This is a genomic window from Alphaproteobacteria bacterium LSUCC0684 (assembly GCA_041228335.1).
GTDB lineage: Bacteria > Pseudomonadota > Alphaproteobacteria > Puniceispirillales > UBA1172.
Map to the genome: position 1 here is coordinate 1,970,515 of CP166130.1, position 20,112 is coordinate 1,990,626.

General features: G+C 60.4%; 18 protein-coding genes and 1 riboswitch. Of the genes, 9 read left to right on the forward strand and 9 right to left on the reverse strand.

Features of this window, described 5'->3' with window-relative positions; translation table 11 throughout:
• Position 1: 1 nt before the first annotated feature.
• Together AB8880_09445 and cobD are read right to left on the reverse strand one after the other, a co-directional pair.
• On the reverse strand, positions 2 to 646 hold the full coding sequence (locus AB8880_09445; GenBank protein ID XDZ65147.1) for a HupE/UreJ family protein: 645 nt from the start codon (positions 644 to 646) through the stop codon (positions 2 to 4).
• Between the two features lie 81 nt (positions 647 to 727).
• A riboswitch (cobalamin riboswitch) is annotated at positions 728 to 941 on the reverse strand.
• 36 nt (positions 942 to 977) lie between these two features.
• On the reverse strand, positions 978 to 2,018 hold the full coding sequence (cobD, locus tag AB8880_09450) for a threonine-phosphate decarboxylase CobD (protein ID XDZ65148.1): 1,041 nt from the start codon (positions 2,016 to 2,018) through the stop codon (positions 978 to 980).
• 110 nt (positions 2,019 to 2,128) lie between these two features.
• Between cobD and AB8880_09455 the strand changes: the two genes are divergently transcribed.
• The 5 genes from AB8880_09455 to AB8880_09475 all read left to right on the forward strand — a co-directional run bounded on the left by AB8880_09455 (position 2,129) and on the right by AB8880_09475 (position 7,278).
• Positions 2,129 to 3,313 (forward strand): ABC transporter substrate-binding protein, encoded by a 1,185-nt coding sequence (locus tag AB8880_09455; protein ID XDZ65149.1) that lies wholly within the window; start codon positions 2,129 to 2,131, stop codon positions 3,311 to 3,313.
• A 131-nt stretch (positions 3,314 to 3,444) separates the two neighbouring features.
• On the forward strand, positions 3,445 to 4,218 hold the full coding sequence (locus tag AB8880_09460) for an ABC transporter ATP-binding protein (protein XDZ65150.1): 774 nt from the start codon (positions 3,445 to 3,447) through the stop codon (positions 4,216 to 4,218).
• 7 nt (positions 4,219 to 4,225) lie between these two features.
• On the forward strand, positions 4,226 to 4,936 hold the full coding sequence (locus tag AB8880_09465; GenBank protein XDZ67054.1) for an ABC transporter ATP-binding protein: 711 nt from the start codon (positions 4,226 to 4,228) through the stop codon (positions 4,934 to 4,936).
• A 3-nt stretch (positions 4,937 to 4,939) separates the two neighbouring features.
• Positions 4,940 to 5,953: a branched-chain amino acid ABC transporter permease gene (locus tag AB8880_09470; protein XDZ67055.1), complete on the forward strand. Its 1,014-nt coding sequence runs from the start codon at positions 4,940 to 4,942 to the stop codon at positions 5,951 to 5,953.
• Positions 5,950 to 7,278: a branched-chain amino acid ABC transporter permease gene (locus AB8880_09475; GenBank protein XDZ65151.1), complete on the forward strand. Its 1,329-nt coding sequence runs from the start codon at positions 5,950 to 5,952 to the stop codon at positions 7,276 to 7,278. Before AB8880_09470 ends, AB8880_09475 begins: the two co-directional genes overlap by 4 nt.
• Here the strand turns inward: AB8880_09475 and AB8880_09480 are convergent.
• The 7 genes from AB8880_09480 to AB8880_09510 all read right to left on the reverse strand — a co-directional run bounded on the left by AB8880_09480 (position 7,275) and on the right by AB8880_09510 (position 15,377).
• Positions 7,275 to 8,141, reverse strand: a complete 867-nt coding sequence (locus AB8880_09480; protein ID XDZ65152.1) for a DMT family transporter — start codon at positions 8,139 to 8,141, stop codon at positions 7,275 to 7,277. The genes AB8880_09475 and AB8880_09480 overlap by 4 nt on opposite strands.
• A 5-nt stretch (positions 8,142 to 8,146) precedes the next feature.
• Entirely contained in the window at positions 8,147 to 9,934 is a 1,788-nt protein-coding gene (locus tag AB8880_09485) for an acyl-CoA dehydrogenase (protein XDZ65153.1), read from the reverse strand.
• A gap of 18 nt (positions 9,935 to 9,952) precedes the next feature.
• Positions 9,953 to 11,878, reverse strand: a complete 1,926-nt coding sequence (locus AB8880_09490; GenBank protein XDZ65154.1) for a 3-hydroxyacyl-CoA dehydrogenase NAD-binding domain-containing protein — start codon at positions 11,876 to 11,878, stop codon at positions 9,953 to 9,955.
• 85 nt (positions 11,879 to 11,963) lie between these two features.
• On the reverse strand, positions 11,964 to 12,962 hold the full coding sequence (locus AB8880_09495) for an Ldh family oxidoreductase (GenBank protein ID XDZ65155.1): 999 nt from the start codon (positions 12,960 to 12,962) through the stop codon (positions 11,964 to 11,966).
• On the reverse strand, positions 12,959 to 13,903 hold the full coding sequence (locus AB8880_09500) for an NAD(P)-dependent oxidoreductase (protein ID XDZ65156.1): 945 nt from the start codon (positions 13,901 to 13,903) through the stop codon (positions 12,959 to 12,961). Before AB8880_09500 ends, AB8880_09495 begins: the two co-directional genes overlap by 4 nt.
• A gap of 4 nt (positions 13,904 to 13,907) precedes the next feature.
• Positions 13,908 to 15,080, reverse strand: a complete 1,173-nt coding sequence (locus tag AB8880_09505) for a UxaA family hydrolase (protein XDZ65157.1) — start codon at positions 15,078 to 15,080, stop codon at positions 13,908 to 13,910.
• 9 nt (positions 15,081 to 15,089) lie between these two features.
• Complete coding sequence (locus AB8880_09510; GenBank protein ID XDZ65158.1) at positions 15,090 to 15,377, reverse strand: UxaA family hydrolase; 288 nt, start codon at positions 15,375 to 15,377, stop codon at positions 15,090 to 15,092.
• A gap of 151 nt (positions 15,378 to 15,528) precedes the next feature.
• Between AB8880_09510 and AB8880_09515 the strand changes: the two genes are divergently transcribed.
• The 4 genes from AB8880_09515 (at position 15,529) to AB8880_09530 (ending at position 20,094) form a co-directional block, all read left to right on the forward strand.
• On the forward strand, positions 15,529 to 16,470 hold the full coding sequence (locus AB8880_09515; GenBank protein XDZ65159.1) for a DMT family transporter: 942 nt from the start codon (positions 15,529 to 15,531) through the stop codon (positions 16,468 to 16,470).
• 74 nt (positions 16,471 to 16,544) lie between these two features.
• Positions 16,545 to 18,083, forward strand: a complete 1,539-nt coding sequence (locus AB8880_09520; protein XDZ65160.1) for an ABC transporter ATP-binding protein — start codon at positions 16,545 to 16,547, stop codon at positions 18,081 to 18,083.
• Positions 18,080 to 19,186, forward strand: coding sequence for an ABC transporter permease (locus tag AB8880_09525; GenBank protein ID XDZ65161.1), 1,107 nt, complete (start codon positions 18,080 to 18,082; stop codon positions 19,184 to 19,186). Before AB8880_09520 ends, AB8880_09525 begins: the two co-directional genes overlap by 4 nt.
• Positions 19,183 to 20,094 (forward strand): ABC transporter permease, encoded by a 912-nt coding sequence (locus tag AB8880_09530; GenBank protein XDZ65162.1) that lies wholly within the window; start codon positions 19,183 to 19,185, stop codon positions 20,092 to 20,094. The genes AB8880_09525 and AB8880_09530 overlap by 4 nt, the downstream gene beginning before the upstream one ends.
• The last annotated feature ends 18 nt before the right edge of the window (positions 20,095 to 20,112 follow it).

The window sequence follows — 20,112 nt, forward strand, 5'->3', positions numbered from 1 at the left end:
ATCAGATACCGGCAAGGAGGAGGGCTTCAGCCGTCTCCGCCACAAAGGCAAGGCCGATACCGGCAATCATGGCCCCGGCAAGACGCGGCTGGAGCGCTGGTGCCGGATATCCGTCTTCTGCCTTGCGGCTGAAAGCAAGGGCGAGCAGCATCGCACCAAGGGCAATCCCGAACTGGGTTACGCTGAACGCGGCAACATAGGCGATGATCGGGGTTGTTTCGGCACCGATCACGGCTTCGCCATAGGCCCAGCCGTGGAAGAGCCCGGCACCGGCGGCCATCAGCAGAGCCGCGCCCGCACCGAGGCGACGCCCGGCCATGACCAGCCCGCCAATCAGGAGGACCGAGAGGCCGATCACCACTTCAACCATCGGCAGGACGACACCGCCGACGATCAGCAGCGTTCCCAGCGCGGTTCCGGCAATGAACCCGGCAGGCAGCACAAGACGAGCCTGCTGAAACGCGGCCAGAAGACCGATGCCAAGAACGAACGCCAGATGATCAACCCCGATGATCGGATGGCCGATCCCGGAAAGCAGCCCCTGGAGCATTGTCCCGGGTACGGCACCACCCATGGGATGGTGTGCGAATGCAGGTGCTGCAACCATAATTGCAGCCGCGAAAATGGTGGAAAAAAGCTTAATCATGATACCCCTCCGGTATTCGGTCGGGGGTCTCGCCACAGCAAATGCTACGTTCATCCTGCTGCAACTGGCACACCCCGGCCATGCACTACTTCATGTAAAGGCAGGTCTCCTGGCTCAAGGCGTTGCGGCAACCCCCGCCTTCCCAGTTTCCCAGTGGCGTTGTGGGGGCGCCTGCCTAATGACAGTCGCGGGGGCGGCTATGGACTTGGGCAGATTGATCATCATCACCCGCACCATATTCCCTTTTCAGGTGATCAGCTTCGGCAAAATCACCACCCTTACAAGATACACCATCCCACGCTGGTATTTCCTGTGTCAACCAGAAGCGACATTATTTGCTGTGTTGTCGCCAATCGGTGAGGGCTCGGTCAAGTCGCCCCTCATCTTCGGCCTCCCCGGGAAGCCCGAACCTGATCCAGCCCGGGGCATCGGGAAAAACCCGGGTCCAGATTCCCTGCCGCGCCAGATGATCCTGCAACGCCGCCGCCTTTGGCACCTCGGCCAGCACAAAAAGGTCCGTGCCGCCGATCACCGCAAGACCGTGACGGTCCAGCATGGCCTTGAGCCGGAGGCAGCCAGCCGCCAGAAATGCCCGCTGATCTTCGGCAAAAGCGGTATCGGCGATCGCCGCCGCCCCGATCCTGAGCGCGGGCGTTGACGTCGCCCAGGGGCCGAGCAGCAGCTCAAGTTTCGCGATATCTTCGGCACATCCGATCGCCATGCCCAGCCGGAGCCCGGCGAGCCCGTAGAATTTGCCGAAAGACCGCAGCACCACGAGCCCGGGCCGGCCGGCATATGGTGCAAGGCTCATCCCGGGCATCACGTCGATGAACGCTTCATCGACAACAACAACCCCGCCTTTTTCAGCCAATTGCGCCGCCCGTTCGGCCAGCACCGCCACCGGCACCACCTCGCCAAGCGGATTGCCGGGCTGAACCGCGATGAGGACTTCCAGAACGCTCCCCCCGCCGGGGCAGGCAGGCAGATCCCCGGCCGGATAGGTGATGATTTCATGCCCCGCATTCTGCCAGGCCTTGCCATGTTCCGAATACGCAGGCGACGGGATGAAGACACGCGCGCCGCCGCGCAGCATGGGCAGAAGAGAGATGAGTATCTGGCTTCCCGGCGCGGTGGCAATTGCCGCATCATCGGCAAGGGACCAGGCCTGCCTTGCCTGATCTTTCAGCCTCTCTTCATCTTCTTTCTGGGGCAGGGATTGCCATTGCACCGGATCATGGAGCGGTGCCGGAACCGGCCAGGGACGGGGACTTATCCCGGTGGAGAGATCAAGCATGTCACCGGGATCGATGCCGAAGCGCCGCGCCGCCGAAATAATGTCGCCACCATGATCCATTCTTCGCCCCTTTTTCATCTTGAACAGCCCGGACAAGCGATTATTTGGATAAATAGCCGCGAATCAACTAGACTTTTCACAAAAAATGAATCAATGAATCGGCCTCAGACTAAATTTGGGAGTTTTCCATGAAAAAAACAATACTGGCGCTTGCTACATCCGCGCTTCTGGCTTCACCGGCTTTGGCCGATGATGTCAAGATCGGCATTCTGCTGGGCTTTACCGGCCCGATCGAATCCCTGACACCCGACATGGCATCCGGTGCTGAACTTGCGATTAATGAAGTCAATGCCGCCGGCAACTTCATGCAGGGCAACACCACGCTGTCCGCGGTTCGCGGGGATTCCACCTGCATTGATGCCGCCGCGGCAACGGCGGCTGCCGAACGCCTCATCACCGCTGACAAGGTGAGCGCGATCATGGGGGCAGATTGCTCCGGCGTGACCACGGCGGTGCTGCAGAATGTTGCCATGGCAAATGGTATCGCCATGGTTTCGCCTTCGGCAACCTCGCCTGCGCTTTCGACCCTTGAAGATAACGGCCTCTTTTTCCGGACAGCACCTTCCGATGCCCGCCAGGGTCAGGTTGTTGCTGAAATCCTCAAGGCACGCGGCTTTAGCTCCGCTGCAATGACCTACACCAACAACGATTACGGCAAAGGTCTTGCGGACAGTATCGAAGCCAACTTCACCGCCGCCGGCGGCAAGATCACCATCAGCGCCGCCCATGAAGACGGCAAGGGTGATTACGGGGCGGAAGTCGCCGCACTTGCCCAGGCAGGTGGTGACATCCTGATCGTCGCCGGGTATCTCGACCAGGGCGGCAAGGGGATCATTCAGGCCTCGCTCGATGCCGGGGCGTTTGATATGTTCTTCCTTCCCGATGGCATGATCGGTGACAGCCTGCCTCAGGCAATCGGCTCGGATCTTGACGGCTCGATCGGCAGCCTTCCCGGCACCGACAGCCCGGGTGCGGCCAAATTTGCAAGCCTGGCCGAAGCCGCCGGTTTTGCCGCTGGCCCATTTGCCGGTGAATCCTATGATGCCGCCGCCCTGATCATCCTTGCCATGCAGGCAGCAAATTCTTCCGACAGCCAGGTCTTCAAGGATCACCTGATGAATGTTGCCAATGCGCCGGGGGAGAAGATTTACCCGGGTGAACTGGCCAAAGGGATCAAGTATCTGCGTCAGGGCCTGTCGATTGATTATGTCGGCGCTTCCGCAGTTGAACTGATCGGCTCGGGTGAAAGTGCAGGCAGCTATGCCGAAATCCTTATCGATGGCGGCAAGAACACCACGGTTGGCTACCGCTAGACATCCGTTTGCACGGCCCGGGATCTTCCGGGCCGTGTTTCACCGAAACTTGTTTTCAGGTCTTGTGTTGCGCCTGGTCACCTCCCGCATGACGCGCCTTTCCTCCTTCTTCGGATTTCCTGATATTCGCCATGATCGTTGTTGAGCATCTCTATAAATATTTCGGCGGCGTGCACGCCGTTGAGGATGCCTCCCTCACCATCAGGGAAGGGTCGATCACCGGGCTGATCGGCCCCAATGGCGCGGGCAAGACCACGCTGTTCAACATTATCGCCGGCGTCCACAAGCCAAGCGCCGGCAAGGTCTATCTTGATGGCGAGGATATCACCGGGCTTGCCCCGCATGAGCTTTTTCATCGCGGCCTGTTGCGCACCTTTCAGATCGCCCATGAATTTTCCTCCCTCACCGTCAGGGAAAACCTGATGATGGTTCCATCGGGCCAGTCCGGCGAGAGCCTCATCGATGCCTGGTTCCGTCCGGCACGCGTCCGCACCGAGGAAGAGGCAATAGGACGTAAAGCCGATGAAGTGATTGATTTTCTCCAGCTCCGGCAGGTCGCCGATGAGCGCGCCGGCAATCTTTCCGGCGGCCAGAAGAAACTGCTCGAGCTGGGCCGGACGATGATGGTTGATGCCAAGATCGTCTTTCTTGATGAAGTGGGGGCCGGCGTCAACCGGACTCTCCTGAACACGATCGGTGATGCCATCCTGCGCCTGAACAAGGAACGCGGATATACATTCTGCATGATCGAGCATGATATGGAATTCATCTCCCGCCTCTGCGATCCGGTGATCGTGATGGCGGAAGGAAGCGTGCTTGCCGAGGGCACGGCCGAAGAGGTCAAGGCCAATGAGATGGTGATCGAAGCCTATCTCGGCACCGGACTCAAGAACAAAACAGCATGAGTGGATCATCAGCGTGAGCTATCTGATTGGCAAAGACATGACCGGCGGCTATGGCGGCGCAGATATCCTGCATGGCTGCACGATCGGCGTCGAAAAGGGGGAGATCGCGGTGGTGGTCGGGCCCAATGGCGCCGGCAAGTCAACGGCGATGAAAGCCATTTTCGGGATGCTGAACCTCCGCGAAGGTCAGGTCATGATCGATGGCGAGGATATCACCCGGCTCAAACCCGATGAAAGGGTGATGAAGGGCATGGGATTTGTTCCCCAGACGGCAAACATCTTCACCTCCATGACGGTGGAGGAAAATCTGGAGATGGGGGCATTTATCCGCAATGATGATATCAGCGAAACCATGGAGCAGGTCTTCACCCTGTTTCCCGTCCTGAAAGAAAAGAGGCGCCAGCCCGCAGGCGAGCTTTCCGGCGGCCAGCGCCAGCAGGTGGCGGTAGGCCGTGCCTTGATGACCCGGCCCAGGGTGCTGATGCTGGACGAGCCCACCGCCGGCGTCTCTCCCATCGTCATGGATGAACTCTTTGACCGCATCATCGAAGTGGCCCGGACCGGCATAGCCATCCTGATGGTCGAGCAGAACGCCAAGCAGGCGCTCAACATCGCCGACAAGGGCTATGTTCTGGTGCAGGGGCAAAACCGCTACACCGACACAGGCGCCGCGCTGATGGCCAACCCTGAAGTCCGCCGGGCCTTTCTGGGAGGATAGATGATGACCGATCTGCTGAACGCCCTTGTGCTCATCACCAATTTCATCATCATCCCCGCCATGACCTATGGCAGCCAGCTGGCGCTGGGGGCGCTCGGCGTGACCATGATCTACAGCGTGTTGCGGTTTTCGAATTTCGCCCATGGCGAGATGATGTCCTTCGGCGCCATGGCAACGATATTGATGACCTGGTATCTGCAAGGCCAGGGGGTGAGCCTGGGCCCGTTTCCGACGGCGCTGATCGCCATACCCATCGGCATTCTGGCCACGATTGCCCTTGTGCTCATCACCGACCGTCTTGTCTTCCGCTATTACCGCCGGATACGGGCGGAGAACGTCACCTATCTGATTGTTTCCATCGGGGTGATGTTCTTCATCGGCGGGTTGATCCGCTTCATCATCGGGCCCAATGATCAGGTTTTCACCGATGGGGAGCGGTTCATCCTCAAGGCAAGGGCGTTCAAGACCATGACCGGCCTCAATGAGGGGCTGGCCATCAAGATGACCCAGGGCATCACCGTCATCACCGCGATCATTATGGTGAGTTTTGTTTTCTGGTTTCTGAACAGGACCCGCACCGGCAAATCCATGCGCGCCTATTCCGATAACGAGGATCTGGCCCTTTTATCGGGGATCAATCCGGAGCGGGTGGTGCTGATCACCTGGATCATCACGGCGGCGCTGGCGGCTACGGCGGGCACGCTTTACGGGCTTGATAAAAGCTACAAGCCCTTTACCTATCTTTCCCTTCTGCTGCCGATTTTCGCCGCAGCAATAGTCGGCGGGGTCGGCAATCCGGTCGGGGCAATCGCCGGCGGTTTCGTGATTGCCTTCTCCGAGCTGACCCTCACCTTTGCCTATAAGAAGTTTCTTGCCTATCTTCTGCCGGAAAGCCTGGAGCCCTCGGGGCTGATGCAGCTTCTGTCAACGGATTACAAGATCGCGCTTTCCTTTGTCATCCTTGTTATTGTGCTGCTGGTGCGACCCACCGGCCTCATCGGAGGCAAGACATTATGACCGATCCTGTTTTTGCAACCCGGCACCGTTCCGCGCTGTTGTTCCTGGTGATGGCCGTTCTGCTGGCGCTTGTCGGCATGATCCAGAGCTGGAACGTCGCCTTCACGCTGCTCAATCTCTGCCTGATATCGGCGATCATGACCCTTGGCGTCAATATCCAGTGGGGGTATGCGGGGCTGGTCAATTTCGGCATGATGGGCTTTACCGCCCTTGGCGGGCTTGCCGGGGTGCTGGTGGCGATGCCGCCGGTCCGGGAAGCGGTTGCCGCTGGCGGCGCCGGGATTCTGCTGGCGCTGATCACGGCCATCATCACGATCCTTGCCTCGGTCTTCACCTGGCGACGTCTGGGCGGGGCTGGCCGCAGGCAGATCTGGGGAACGGCGCTGGTGCTGCTGGCCGGGCTTGTTTTCTTCCGCCTTATTCTTGATCCCGCGGTTGAGGCAATCGAGGCGGTTGAGCCGGCAAAGACCGGATATCTCGGCGGGCTTGGACTGCCGATCCTCATCTCCTGGATTGCCGGTGCGTTGATGGCGGCCGCGGTGGCCTGGGTGATCGGCAAGATCTCCCTCGGGCTCAGGTCGGATTATCTGGCCATCGCCACCCTCGGCATTTCCGAGATCATCATCTATGTGCTGAAAAACGAAGACTGGCTGGCCCGGGGGGTGAAAAACGTCAACGGCCTGCCGCGGCCCGTCCCCTATGAGGTGGATCTTCAGGCCGCGCCATGGCTGATCTCGCTGTCGGAACGGTTCGATATCTCGGTGATCGACGCATCATCGCTGATCGTCAAGATCTCTTACGCGGCGTTTTTCGTCGTGGTGCTGGCGGTGCTGTATCGTCTGGCTGAAGTGGCGCTCGATTCGCCCTGGGGCCGGATGATGCGGGCCATCCGCGACAACGAGGTTTCCGCCAACGCCATGGGCAAGAACGTCACCTCCCGTCATCTTGAGGTTTTTGTCATCGGCTCGGGCATTGTCGGTCTCGCCGGTGCCATGCTGACAACGCTTGACGGCCAGTTCACCCCGGCATCCTATCAGCCTCTGCGCTTCACCTTTCTGATTTGGGTGATGGTGATTGTGGGTGGGTCAGGCAACAATGCCGGCTCCATCCTTGGCGGCTTCCTGATCTGGTTTTTCTGGATTGAGGCTGAACCGATCGGGCTCTGGGCCATCGCCGCCCTCACCGCGGGCATGGCCGAAGACAGCTGGCTCAAGGCCCATCTCATCGAAAACGCCTCCCATACAAGGCATATGACCATGGGGCTGGTGCTGATCCTGGTCTTGCGTTTTGCCCCAAGGGGGCTGATCCCCGAAAAGAAACGCTAGGTTTCGCGCCGGGCCGCCACCTGTTCCCGCCACAGGATGAGGCATCCTGCCGCGATGATGAGCCCGCCACCTGCCAGCGCATATTGATCCGGCATTTCCTGCCAGATGAGCGCCCCCCAGAATGTCGCCCACAGAATGACGAGATACTGGGCCGGGGCGATGATCGAAAGCTCGCCCCGCCTGATCGCAACGATATAGGCGAGAAAGGAACAGGCCACCAGCACCGCCGCGAGGGGCAGCAGCCGGATCTCACGCATGGTCACGTCAACCCAGCCGAACGGCAGGCTTGCAAATCCCATGATCGTCGTGACCATCGCCGTGGTCAGGGTAACGGTACCGGAATCGATATGATCCGGGATCTTGCGGGTGATCAGATCCCGCGCCACCAGCCCGAAGGCCGTGCCCATAGGCAGGAGGAGAGCAAGATTGAACGTCCCCTTTCCCGGCGCTGAAATCATCACCACCCCGGCAAACCCCATCAGGACCGCAAGCCAGCGGAAGGGGCCGACCTTCTCGCCAAAGAGCGGGATCGAGACAAGCGTAAGCAGCACCGGAAAGATGAACACAACCGTCGTTGAGATCGCAATCGGCAGGAGCTGGATGCTGATAAAGAAGCAATAGGTGGAAACCGTCTCCGCAAGCCCGCGCGCCAGATTCCATCGATTTGCCAGATCAGGCCAGCCCGGGCGGCGCCCGGACAACCTCAGCCCGATCACCAGAATGGCGGTCAGAAAAACACCTCGCATGCCGATGATCTGGCCGCTGGGCAGGGTTTCGCCGATGGTGCGCACCACGGCATCCCCCGCCGCCAGCAGGGTCATCGACAGCGCCATCAGTATCAGCGCCTGGCGATTTTCGGTCATTGGCGCTAACTCGCAAGCCAGGCGGGCTGCATGGCCAGAACGGCCTCGTCTCCGGCAAGGATTGTCCGGACGAGCGCCATGACCTGCGGCAGCGAATGGGTGATGAACGTATCCGCCGTCACCATCTTGGCGGCGAGGAATTCGGTATCCGCGCCATCTTTGTTGATCATATCGGCGGCGATACCGGCGGATCTGGCCATCAGCCATCCCCCCGTCAGGTAGCCGAGCATCATCAGGTAATTGACCCCGCCGGCAGCAGGCTTGCGCGGATCATTTGAGGTGGCCAGGAGATGCGCGACAGCTTTTCGGGTTTCGCCAACTGCCTCCCAAACGGCGGCGGCGGCATTGGCAGCGATCTTGTCTTCATGCCCGGAGAGCTGCTCCATTTCGGCATCGATCTCATCGAGAAGCGTGGTCACCGCCCGGCCTTCATCGCGGAGTGTCTTGCGAAAGACAAGGTCATTGGCCTGAATGGCGGTCGTGCCTTCGTAAATGGGCAGGATCCGCGCGTCGCGAAAATGCTGGGCTGCGCCTGTCTCCTCGATGAATCCCATCCCGCCATGCACCTGCACGGCCCGGGAGGTCAGATCAAGCGACCGTTCCGTCAGCCAGCCCTTGATGACAGGGATGAGCAGGGCCGCACGTTCCTCCCAGAAAGCGGCATCCTCCGCATTGTCGAGATGACCAAGATCAAGCGCCGCACCACCCATGGCGGCAAGCGCCCGCATCGCCTCGATCTCGGCTTTCATGGTGGTGATCAGCCGCAGGACATCGGGATGATGGATGATGGCATCGCCCTCCTTGCCGCCAAGCGGCGCACCCTGCTTTCGGTCCATGGCATACCAGATCGCCTGTTGCAGCGCCCGTTCGGATATGGAAAGCCCTTGCAGGCCAACGGAAAACCGGGCGTGATTCATCATGCCGAACATGATCTTGAGCCCTTCGTTTTCCTCGCCCACCAGATAACCGATGGCGCCGCCATTATCCCCGTAGGACAACACCGCCGTGGGCGAGGCCTTGATGCCGAGTTTCTTTTCGATGGAAATGCAGTGAACGTCGTTGCGCTCACCGAGCGATCCATCCGGATTGATGAGGAATTTCGGCACCACGAAGACCGAAATGCCTTTCACCCCGGCCGGCGCATCCGGTGTCCGGGCAAGAACAAGGTGGATGATGTTCTCCGCCATGTCATGCTCGCCATAGGTGATATAGATCTTCTGCCCGGTGATCCGGTAATGCTCGCCTTCCCGGACGGCCCGGGTCTTGATCGCGGCAAGATCGGTTCCGGCCTGCGGTTCGGTGAGGTTCATGGTGCCGGTCCAGCGGCCTTCGACCATGGGCGGGATGAAGATCTGCTGCTGCTCGGGGCTTGCCGATTTCTGCAGGGCATGGATCTGGCCTTGCGTCAGAAGATGGCAGAGTGCAAAGGCCATATTGGCTGACTGCCAGATCTCGTTGACCATCGATGAGATGATCATCGGCATGTTCTGGCCGCCGAATTCCTCGCGCGCATCCATGGCCGTCCAGCCGCCTTCCGCCATGGCGCGGTAAGCGTCGGCAAACCCCGATGGCGTGGTCACCGACCCGTCGTCATGATGAATGCACCCTTCCACATCACCTGGATGATTGGTGGGGGCGATGATATCGGCGGCAAGTTTTCCGGCCTCCTCGAGCACCGCCTCGGCAAGATCAGGCGTGATATCATCTGCACGTCCGAGCCGGGCAAGGACATTTTCCATGCCGACAACATCCTTGAGCACAAAACGGATATCCTTGAGGGGGGCGGTATACATCGTTCTGACCTTTTTCGGTTAATCCTGATATCTGTTCCGGTAATGGAGGGGCCCGCCCCGAAAGGAGGGGAAACCGACCCCGAAAATCATGCCGGCATCGGCCATGTCGGCGCTGTCGACCACGCCTTCGGCCACCGCCTTGCGGCATTCCTCGATCATCGGGGCCAGCAGCTCGCGGGCCAGCGCCTCCTGGGCCCTTGTATCATAGACCGCCCGGGCCCGCACCGCCTTGTTGCCGTCCCAGTCATAGAAACCAGACCCGGATTTACGGCCGATTGTTCCGGCGGCCATTTTCTCCTTCAGCGCCGCCGCCACCTTTTTCGGCATGCCGAGCGGCACGGAAGCGTCATGGGTGACATCAAGCCCGATCTGGTCAGCCAGTTCCACCGGCCCCATGGGCATGCCGAAATTCACCATCGCCTCGTCGATCTGATCGGGATCCATGCCATCGAGCATCGCCTCAATCCCTTTGAGCAGATAGGGCAGCAATGCCCGGTTCACCAGAAACCCCGGGGCGGATTTGCAGCGGATCGGCATCTTCCGGAGCCGGCCGGCAAACATCATCCCCCGCGCCACCAGATCCTGATCCGACACCTCTGACCAGATCACCTCGACAAGCGGCAGCACGGGAACCGGATTGAAGAAATGAAGCCCGATCAGCCGTTCCGGCCTCGCCAGCGCGGCGGCAATCTCTTCAAGGGGAATGGCCGAGGTATTGGTCGCGAGGATCGCCTCGGGTCTGGTCTTCGGCTCAAGGGCGGCAAACACCGCCTTTTTGACGTCAAGACGTTCGGCCACGGCTTCGATCACCAGGTCAGCCTCGGCAAGCCCGGCCTGGGTCCTGTCGGCGATCAGCCGGTCCATGGCGGCGTCGATCTTCGCCGGGGTCTTGAGCCGACGCTCATAGAGTTTCCGCGCCCGCTCCACCGCATGGGCGATCGCGGCATCATCCTGATCGCTCAGGGTGACGGTCAGCCCTTCCATCGCCGCGACGGCAGCGATATCACCGCCCATCACGCCGGCGCCGATGACATGAACATGCTGGATCGCGGCATCACCGCGTGCTGTCCTCTTGACGGCATCGGTGAGCTGGAAGACACGGCGCAGCCCGTCCGACGCATCACTCACCATCAGGGTCGGGAAGATGATCTTTTCCGCATCGGAGATTGCCGCCGGATCCGGGGCGTTTGCAGCAATATGATCAAGAATGGCGAAGGGCGCCGGGGTATGATCAGGCCGCACCCGCCCGGCAAAGGCCTCGCGGGCTTTCGCGACCTCGGCTGCGGTATCCTCCCCGCGGATCTGATGGCGCGGCGGTTTCTCTCCCCCCAGACGCATCAGCATATCCATCATGGCATCGTCCAAGTGTTCACGCCCGTCGGCGAGAGCATCGACAAGACCGGATTTGAGCGCTTCGGCAGCAGGAACCATCCGCCCGGTCAGCATCATGTCCAGCACCATATAGGCCCCGACACGTCCGTAAGCCCGGCCGGTGCCGCCATAGCCCGGCATCAGCCCGAGCTTGACTTCCGGAAACCCGACCTGGGTCTTGGGCGAGTCCGTCAGCACCAGCCGGTCCGCGAGCAGGGCAATTTCAAGCCCGCCACCAAGAGCATAGCCATCAATCCCCACCACGACAGGGAAAGGCAGCGCGGCAAATCTGTTGAACGTGTCATGCACCTCATCGAGGAGGGCGGCCACCTCCTCTTCGGTTTCAAGAGCCTCGAATTCATTGATATCGGCGCCGTAAACAAAGCCGACCTCCTTGCCTGAACGAAAGCAGAGCCCTTTTATCCCGGCGGCACCTTCCAGATGGGTGACGACATCGGCCATTTCCGCAACCACTTCCCGTGTCAGCACATTGACCGACTTTTCCCTGACATCGATGGTCAGCCGGGCGATACCTCTATCATCGGTTTCAAGTTTCCAGTGTTGCCATTGCATCTTTCCGCTCCCATTCATTCCGGGGCCAGTCTAGCGAAGCGGCGGGCTGTTTCCAACTTATTTGAGGCCGGGCGCCTGCGGCAGATCATCCCCCGGATGCGAGGGCGCGGGCAGCATCGAGGGCCGCGTCATCCACGCTCAACCCTTCTGCCCGGGCCGTAAGGCGGCGGGCTTGCCGGTTGCCTCCGGGCAGGCGCGCGCCGTCATCTTCGATCAGCCGGGCAAATTCCGCCAGCCGCTCCGGCACGCCATCGGCCATGACGCCCGGGTCGATCAGGATCATGATCTGGCCGGTATTCGGGGCCGGGCCTTCGGCCTCGAAGAAGGATGTTGCCTCAACGCCGAAATTCGCCCCGGTGAGGCCGGCGGCGAGAATTTCAATCATCAGGGCCAGCGCCGCGCCCTTGGCTTCGGCCATGGGCACCATCGAGCCCTTGAGCGCGGCCTCCGCGCTGGTTGTGGGCTGGCCGTCGGCATCCAGCGCCCAGCCTTCGGGGATTGGCGCGTTCTTCTGCTTTGCGGTCAGGATATTACCGCGGGCGACACGGCTGGTGGCAAGATCGATCACCAGCGGCGGCCGACCGGCGAGAGGTGCCGCAAAGGCGATGGGATTGGTGCCGAAAAGCGGCGTCTTGCCTCCCCAGGGAGCCATCGCCGCCGGGGTATTGCCGAGCAAAAGGGCAATCAGGCCTTCCTCCGCCATGGCCTCGACGTGATGCCCGGCAACCCCGTAATGATGCGAGCGGCATATCCCGGCCATGGCAATGCCGGCCTCACGGGCGACAGCCGGGGCCTCTTTCTGCAAGAGATCAAAGGCCGGATAGGCAAAACCATGGCCCGCATCAATCGCCAGCACCCCGGACCGGGGCTGGCGGCTCTGCGGAACAGCCATCCCGTCGACCTTGCCGCTCTGCGCCTGACCGGCATAGCTTGGCACCCGCGACAGGCCATGGCCTTTCTTGCCATCGATTTCCGCAAGCACAAGCGCCCGCGCAACCGAACGGGCATTGGCTTCGGATGTCCGGCTCCGGGTCAGGGCCTTGGTAACAAGATCTTCGAGGTCAGTTTCAGTAATCGTGGTCATCTGCCTTCTCCATCAGGTCCCATATGGGCCTGAACATTACGGGCCGTCATTTCCGATACCCTGATATTGGAATCATGGGTCAATCCGGCGATATGCGGGGTCAGGATCAGGTTTTCAACCCCTTCGAACATGGCAAGGGAGGCCGCATCGGCGGGTTCTTCTTCAAACACGTCCAGCGCCGCCCCGGAAACATGACCGGCTTTCATTAATTCGGCGAGGGCCGAATGATCGACAATCCCGCCCCTTGCCGTGTTGATCAGCACGCATCCCGGCTTCATGGAGCGGAGACGTTCGGCACCAAAAAGCCCGGCCGTGGACCTGGTAAGGGGCAGATGCAGGGAGACCACATCGGCCGCGGCAAGACAGTCTTCAAGCGAGGTGACCTGCCAGCCTTCCGCTGTCCTTCCCGATCCAAGTGCCGGATCAGCTATGAGGATCTCCATCCCCAGGGCCGAAGCACGCGCCGCAACCGCGCGGCCGATAATCCCGCCGCCCACCAGCCCGAGGATGCATCCGGCAATCTCCCGGCCATCGGAAAGCCTTGCCCGGGGGAATGTTCCGGCCAGCATCTCGGCCGTGGAGGAAAACACCGGCCGCAGCAACTGAAGACTGGCGGCAATGACATATTCGGCAACGCTGTCGGCATTGGCGCCTGTCGCGGGGCACACGGCGATGCCACGTCTTGAGGCGGCTTCCTGATCGATATTGTCAAGGCCCACTCCAAGCCGGCCAATGACACAAAGACGGGGGGCCGCGGCGATGAGTTCCGCGTCAACTTCGGTCCGGTTGCGGACGATCAGCCCCCGGGCGGTGGCGAGTTCCGCCATCAGCCGGGGCCTGTCTCGGACCAGATCGGGATCATAGAGCGTCCGGTACAGGCGGCTGAGTTCAGCCACCACCCGTTCTTCCATGAATTCCGAAATCACCAGATCCGGGTTCACCCGATCAAGCACTCCGGTAAAGTTTGGTCATGACAAATTCCTTGTGACCCAGCGCTTCGGCTGCGGTCAGTCGGCCATTCGCCGTCCGGCGGATCATTTCAATCAGGGAATCGCCCGCCTCATCGATGGTCTGCTCCCGGCGCAGGACACCGGATACATCGACATCGACATGCTCGCCCATGGTGCGTATCGTGCGCGGGTTGCCGCTGATCTTGATGACGGGGACGATCGGGTTGCCGATGACGTTACCCTGGCCGGTGGGGAAGGTATGCACGACATAGCCTGCCGCTCCCATGAGGGTGACGCATTCCGCCGCCGCCGATGACGTATCCATGAAATAGAGGCCAGGCCCCTTTTCCGGTGATTCCGCCGGGCCAAGTGCATCGATATAGGTGGAGGTGCGGCCGATCTTCTCGAGATTGCCGAGGGCCTTTTCCTCAATCGTCGTCAGGCCGCCTTCGATATTCCCCTTGGTCGGCTGGGATTCCGAAAGATCGGAGGTCTTGAACGGCTCGATGACTTCATCCTGATAGGCCTGCCAGATCTTCATGAACTTGTCACCGGCTTCGGGGGTTGCGGCGCGGGCCTTGCACAGATGCTCGGCACCGGTGATTTCCGATGTCTCCCCAAAACAGCCATAGATCCCCCTGGGCAGAAGCTTGTCGTACATATTGCCGACGGTGGGGCAGGAAGACAGCCCGGTGGTGGTATCGCTTTCACCGCATTTGGTGGAAACCCACAGCTCGGACATGTCGCATTCCTCGCGCAGGTATTCGCTGGTCATGTGGACGAATTCCTTCGCCGTCCGGGAGGCAGCGGCAACGGTGTTGATATCCCCGTTCTGCTCGATGGAGAACCCCGCGACCGGCTTGCCGGTCTTGGCGATCCCGTCGACGATGCGCTGGGTCCAGCCGGGTTCGATCCCGATCACGACACAAGCGGCGATATTCGGGTTGGCGCCGGTGCCGATAATGGTGCGGAAATGCAGCTCCAGATCCTCGCCGAACTGAAGCCGACCATACGAATGGGGCAGCGCCATCGTGCCCTTGATGTTGTTTGCAACGGATTCGCAGGCGGCGTTTGAGATATCATCCACCGGCAGGATGGCAACATAATTGCGAACACCGACCCGGCCATTTTCGCGTCTGTAGCCAAAAAACGAATTATTGGATGCCATTTGTGTCTCCTACCAGCGCTTGGTTTTCAGATTATGGACATGAATGTGATCACCCTTGCCCGTTGCCGCGACGATGCGGCCGATATCCTGTGCGTATTTGATCACCGTGTCGCCTTCGGCAAGATCCTTGAGCGCCACTTTATGTCCGATTGGCACATCGTGATTGACCGTCATGGTGAAGTCGGTGTTGTTCTCGGTCACAACGCAGAGCATCTCCGTCCCTGCCTTCAGGCCTTCGACAACCACAACGCCGACATTGTCTCCATCGTGATGCACGAGAAGATGAGGTTCCGTCATCTTTAATTCCCCTTAGTGAAATGGTGATGGCCCTTACTCTACTGCGTCCGGGCAAAATCACAAGCAGGTTTGATTATTCCTGATTATTTGGCTAGCCAAGGTTAAAAAATGGGACCAGACTGGCGTCCGATGAACATTTGGTGGATCTGTCTTGAAGGAATCAGCACGAACCCAGGCCTTTCCGGCAACCGGCAACAGGGATGGCCATTCTCTTCGCGGGATGGTCCTCATGGCGCTGGCGATGCTGATGATTCCCGCCATCGATGTGTTTGCCAAACTGCTCGGCCAGACGATGTCACCGGGGCAGGTGGTGTGGTTCCGCTTTTTCGTCCAGAGCCTCCTGATCACGCCGATCATCCTTTATCTCGGGGAATGGCGGGTGTCGCCAGGCACCGTGAAGGTGCAGATCGCCCGCGGGGTGCTGATCGCGGCGGCCACCCTCTTCTTCTTCGCGGCGCTGAACTATCTGTCCATCGCGGCGGCCATTGCCATCTTTTTCATTGAACCGATGATCCTGACCATTCTCTCGGTCATCTTTCTGGGTGAGACCATCCGGATGCGGCGGATCTTTGCCATTCTGGCAGGTTTCGTCGGCGCGCTGATCGTCATCCGGCCAAGTTTTGCCGCGGTCGGTTTGCCGGCGCTTCTGCCTCTTGCAACGGCGGTGTGCTTTGCCTTTTATGTGATGCTGACCCGGACCCTGACCGAACGGGTCAATCCTTTTCAGATGCAGTGGATGGTCGGGCTGTCGGCGCTGACCGTCATGTCTCTTGCGCTGGTGCTGGGTGAATTCTCCGGCATTGATGTGTTCAGGGCCTCCCTGCCCGAAGGGATTGAGATCGCCTGGGTGTTCAGCCTTGGCCTGATCGCAACGGTGGGGCATCTGATGCTGGTTCTGGCGGTGCGCGATGCGCCCACCAGCCTGCTTGCGCCCTTCCAGTATCTTGAGATCATCGGGGCAACGGTGTTCGGCTATCTCGTCTTTGACAATATCCCTGATCTTGAAACCATTCTCGGTGTTGCCGTCATCGTTGCCTCGGGGCTCTATCTTTTCCACCGGGAATCCGTCAATGCCCGAAAAGGGCAGGATTGAGACTGGTCAAATCCGTTGTTTGGCGATAAGTTCACGTCAGTGCCTTGCTCATCACTGCCGCGAGACGTCTTGCCATGCCTCTGCTTTCTGCTGAGAACATCACCAAGAAATTTGGCCATTTCGCCGCCAATGATGAGGTGAGTTTTGCCATCGAGCCAGGTTCGATTCATGCCTTGCTTGGGGAGAACGGCGCCGGAAAATCAACCTTCGTCAAGATGCTCTATGGCGTGCTTCAGCCGGATGAAGGCCGTTTTTTCTGGCAGGGCCGGCCTCTCCGGATCACGTCGCCGAAAATGGCCCGCGCCCTTGGCATTGCCATGGTTTTCCAGCATTTCTCGCTTTTTCCGGCCCTGACGGTGGCGGAGAATATCGCCCTTGCCATGGATGATGCGGATACGCTTTCGGCCTTGCGCCACCGCATCAGGGAGGCGTCAGACCACTGGGGTCTTGCCATCAATCCTGATCGGCCGGTGGGGGAGCTGTCGGTGGGGGAGCAGCAGCGGGTTGAGATTCTGCGCTGCCTCCTGCAGGACCCGAAACTGCTCATCATGGATGAGCCGACATCGGTGCTGACGCCGCAGGAAAGCTTGCGTCTCTTCGATGTGTTGAGGCGCCTTGCCGCCGATGGCTGCGCGATCCTCTATATCAGCCACAAACTTGATGAGATCATGGAACTCACCGAAAAGGCCACCATCCTGCGCGGTGGCCGGAATGTCGGTGAAGTCATCCCGCGCCAGAGCAGCACCCGGGATATGGCGGAGATCATGGTGGGGGATGCCGTGGACTGGATCGAACGCCGCAAAACCCATGATAGTGACACAAGCAAGCCGCCGCTCTTTGAACTGATCGGATTGAATCGCCCCGCCGCCTCGGCTTTCGCAACCCCGCTTCGGGATATCCATCTCAGCGTCCGGCCGGGTGAGATCCTCGGCATCGCCGGCATTTCCGGCAATGGCCAGGAAGAACTGGCTGAGGCGCTCTCCGGTGAATGGCTTTCCCCCGATCCGGCGATGATCCGGCTTGATGGGGAGAATATCGGCCATACAGGGCCGGAGCGCCGCCGCCAGATGGGGCTTGAAACCGTGCCGGAAGAACGCAACGGTCATGCCGCCGTCCCGGATATGACCATGGTGGAAAACACCTTTCTTACCCAGTATTTCCGCTTCAGCACCGGCACTTCATGGCTTCGGCGTCAGCTTGCCCATCCCGGCCTCGGGCAGGACGCGACCGAGATGATCATCCGCACCGCCGATGTCCGCACCCCCCGTTCCAACCCCCGGGCCAACCAGCTGTCGGGGGGCAACCTGCAGAAATTCATCATGGGCCGGATGCTTTCGACCAGGCCGCTTGTGGCGGTGATATCCCAGCCGACCTGGGGCGTGGATGTGGGCGCGGCCACAGCCATCCGCCGCGCGTTGCTGCAACTGGCCGAAACTGGCTGCGCCATCATTCTCATCAGCCAGGATCTTGAAGAGATTTTCGGGCTGGCCACGCGCATTGCTGCCCTCAATAACGGCCGCCTGACCGAAGGATATCCCGCCGCCGATCTTACCGCCGAAGATATCGGGTTGATGATGGGCGGTGCTGCATCCGAAGAGGAGGCGCGCGCATGATCCGTCTTGTCCCGCGAACAGATCCCTCGCCATGGCTTGCCGTGATCAGCCCGGTTGCGGCCATCGTTGCAACGGTGCTGGCCGGGGCGCTCATCTTCGGTCTGCTTGGATATGACGCCGCGGAGTCGCTCTATCATTTCTTCATCTCGCCCCTGAGCCGTATTGACCGGATCACCGATCTGGTGGTCAAGGCCTGCCCGCTGATGATCATCGCGCTGGGGCTGGTCTTCTGCTATCGCGCGAATATCTGGAATATCGGCGCCGAAGGGCAGTATATCATCGGCGCGCTGGCGGCGGGATGGCTGGCGCTGTCCTTTCCGGATGCCACCTCGCCGCTGCTTCTTGTTGGGATGATGGCCATCGCCCTTCTTGCCGGGGCGGCCTGGGCGGCCATCGCCGCCTTGTGCAAGACGATCTTCAACGCCAATGAAATTCTTGTCACGCTGATGCTCTCCTATGTCGCGGCGCTGGTGATGGATGTGCTGGTCCGCGGCCCTCTTCGTGATCCGATGGCTTTCGGCTTTCCGCTGACGCCCATGTATCCCGATGCCGGGCTCATCTCCCGCATGCCGCTGCCCGGGCTTGGCTATATCGGCCAGCTTCACTACGGCGTGCTGATCGCCTTTGCGCTGGCGCCGCTGGCGTGGTGGCTCCTTAACCGGACGTTGCCGGGTTTCCAGGTCAAGGTCATGGGGTCCTCTCCCCGGGCAGGGCGGTTTGCCGGCTTCAGCCAGGCCCGGACAACGATTGCCGTGCTTCTTCTCTCCGGCGCGCTGGCCGGGCTGGCGGGCATGATCGAGGTGTCCGCCAATATCGGCCAGCTCCAGCCCAATGTTTCCTTCGGCTACGGGTTCACGGCGATCATCGTCGCCTTTCTTGCGCGGCTCAATCCCGTCGGGGTCATTTTCGCCGGGCTTCTGGTGGCCATGGCTGAACTTGGCGGCGACAATGCCCAGATAGCCCTTGGCATCCCGAAAGTGGTGACCGGGCTTTTCAAGGGGATATTGCTTTTCTTCCTGCTGGCCGGGGCCACGCTTCAGCATTACCGCATCATCTGGCAACCTCGCTTGCAGCAGACACAACCGTCAGAGACATCATCATGACCGCCTTGATTCTCACCGTGCTTGCCACTTCGATCCCGCTGCTTCTCGCCGCTAACGGGGAGCTGATTGCCGAACGATCAGGCGTGCTCAACCTCGGGGTGGAAGGCATGATGCTGATGGGGGCGGTGGCGGCGCTCGGCATGGTTCTCTATACAGGCAACCCCTATACCGGCATCATCGCGGGCGCGCTGGCCGGGATGGCGGTATCGCTCATCTTTGCTTTCTTTGCCGTGACGCTGCTGACCAATCAGGTCGCCACCGGCCTTGCGCTGACGATCTTTGCCACCGGGTTTTCGGGGCTTGCCGGGGCGCCGCTCGTGGGCAAGACCAGCGAATCACTCCCCAGGATCATCATTCCCTTCCTGTCGGATCTGCCGGGGGTCGGTGAAATTCTCTTTGCCCAGGATCTTTTGTTCTATCTCGCATTCTTGATCATCGCGGGCACGTCCTGGTTTCTTCGCAAGACGCGATCAGGGATGATTCTCCGCGCGGTTGGCGACAATCACGACAGCGCCCATGCGCTTGGCTATTCGGTGGCCCGGGTGCGCTGGATGGCGGTGGCGTTTGGCGGCCTCTGCGCCGGGATGGGCGGGGCGTATATCCCGCTGGTGCTGACCCCGCACTGGTCCGAAGGCATGACCGCAGGCCGCGGATGGATCGCGCTGGCGCTGGTGGTGTTTGCCTCCTGGATGCCGTCGCGGGTGATTATCGGGGCGTTGATTTTCGGCGGCATCACCATCATGCAGCTGGCAGGTCAGGCGCGGGGCTGGGCTATTCCATCACAGGTCTTGTCAATGCTGCCATATCTTGCCACTATCATCGCGCTGGTTCTGATTTCGATGCGTGGAAGATCATCGTATCTGACCGTGCCCGCCTGTATCGGGAAACCTTTCCATCCAGGCAGCTAGGAAAGAGAAGGAGACCGG